Here is a 1,562-nt window from a genome sequence, read left to right as displayed (position 1 = left end):
GACGTGGGAAGGGTAATGGGGCGACGCCGGTTCCATCACCGTCTCAGCTTCGGCTTCCAGCGTGGAGGCCGGGACGGTGAGCAGGTCAACGTGCCGCCCGTCGGTACGGATCGCGGTGAGCAGTCCTAGCCGGGAGCGCAACCGTCAGCGGTAGGACACCGCTCATACCGGCGGCTGAGATCCTCACGCCGCCGGGGGCCGATGTGACGGAACAACCTCAGAACGAAGACGACGCGGTCATCGCCGCCGGCGACCGGGCCCAGCACGGGACCGGTGACCGTCCCGAGCCGATCGAGGTCGCCGCGCCCCCGCCTGGACGGACCCGCTGCCGCACCGTATCCGGCACTGCCGCCCCGCGCCGAAGCCTCCGGCGGATCCCCCGCCGCCCCGGAGTGCGGCCCACGGACCAACCGACCTGGGACGAATTGGACGACGAGTTCTGGGGGCCTGATTCCACCAGAAGATGAGGGAGTCCCGATGATCCAGATGGTCGACATCCGGGAATGGCGCACCCGCGCCGTCCTCGGCTCCGGCGGCCACAAGGTCGGCACTCTGGAGCCGGTCCACGTCGGCACCAGCGCGGCGACGGCACCATCGTGGCCCGGTCAGACTGCGGCGGGTTCCAGCGCCGGAGGCAGCGGTTGCTGGAGCGCTCGGGGCAGGGTCGAGTAAGTCCGAAGGCCGTGCTCAAGGACGGCATCTACCAGGATCCTCGCCACGTGCGAGCGGGGGGAGGCCAGACGCATCGAGACGCCCAGAGCCAGAGCACGGTGCCACACACTGATCAGAGCGGAGATCCCTGCCGCGTCACAGAACCACAGCTGTGACAGGTCCAGTACCAGCATCCGCTGCCCGGGGTGAAGCAGCGCCAGCAGCCCGTCGCGAAGCGCGGGCGCGGTCACCAGGTCAAGATCGCCTTGCAGGGCGGCGACGGTGAACGAAGGCCGACGCACGACCGACAGCACAACCCGCGGATGGATGTCGGTATGGCCTTGAGTCGTATACGTGGTGTTCATGATGTCGCTCCGATCGCGCAGCGGATCGCGCGGGCGGGTCGGTAGCGCGTTGACCAGCGGACGCGCTGCAACCCACGCTACGCCGCATACCGCCTGATCGAGGGCAACGACCTGCAAAGTCCCCTGCACGCGGATGCGCCCCGGGACTGGTGACGAGCAGGGCGCAGGTGGGCATGGTCCCACCATCAGGCGACGGGGAACTACCGGATCACGGTGGGGGATTAGCCACCCGAGGATCGCGCGCGCCGCAACACCCCGGCCCGTATGCGCAACGCATGCGTACGGGCCGGGGACCAGGTCGACGTTCAGGTCACGATCACGCCCGAAACGGCGGACACGCAACTACGGGCCGCCAACGCGGCGATCATGGGGGACGGCGGCGGGCCGGATAGTGATCTTGCAGCCATGCGCGTGGTACCCCCTACCGGATTCGAACCGGCGCTACCGCCTTGAAAGGGCGGCGTCCTAGGCCGCTAGACGAAGGGGGCCCTGGGTGGCGGTGATGGTCGCCACTCGACTCGTCAAGTGTAGAGGACGGGGCGGGGC

At 69.1% G+C, this 1,562-nt stretch carries 1 protein-coding gene and 1 tRNA gene; both read right to left on the bottom strand.

The features are described 5' to 3' along the window. Positions 1–605 precede the first annotated feature (605 nt). Complete coding sequence (locus ETD96_RS43820; RefSeq protein ID WP_171069548.1) at positions 606–1,145, bottom strand: STAS domain-containing protein; 540 nt, start codon at positions 1,143–1,145, stop codon at positions 606–608. A gap of 283 nt (positions 1,146–1,428) precedes the next feature. After that, positions 1,429–1,504 (bottom strand) — tRNA-Glu (locus tag ETD96_RS43815). Between the last annotated feature and the right edge of the window lie 58 nt (positions 1,505–1,562).

It is taken from the genome of Actinomadura geliboluensis (assembly GCF_005889745.1).
In the GTDB taxonomy this organism is placed as follows: Bacteria; Actinomycetota; Actinomycetes; order Streptosporangiales; family Streptosporangiaceae; genus Spirillospora; species Spirillospora geliboluensis.
This window is presented reverse-complemented; position numbering and strand designations above follow the sequence as displayed.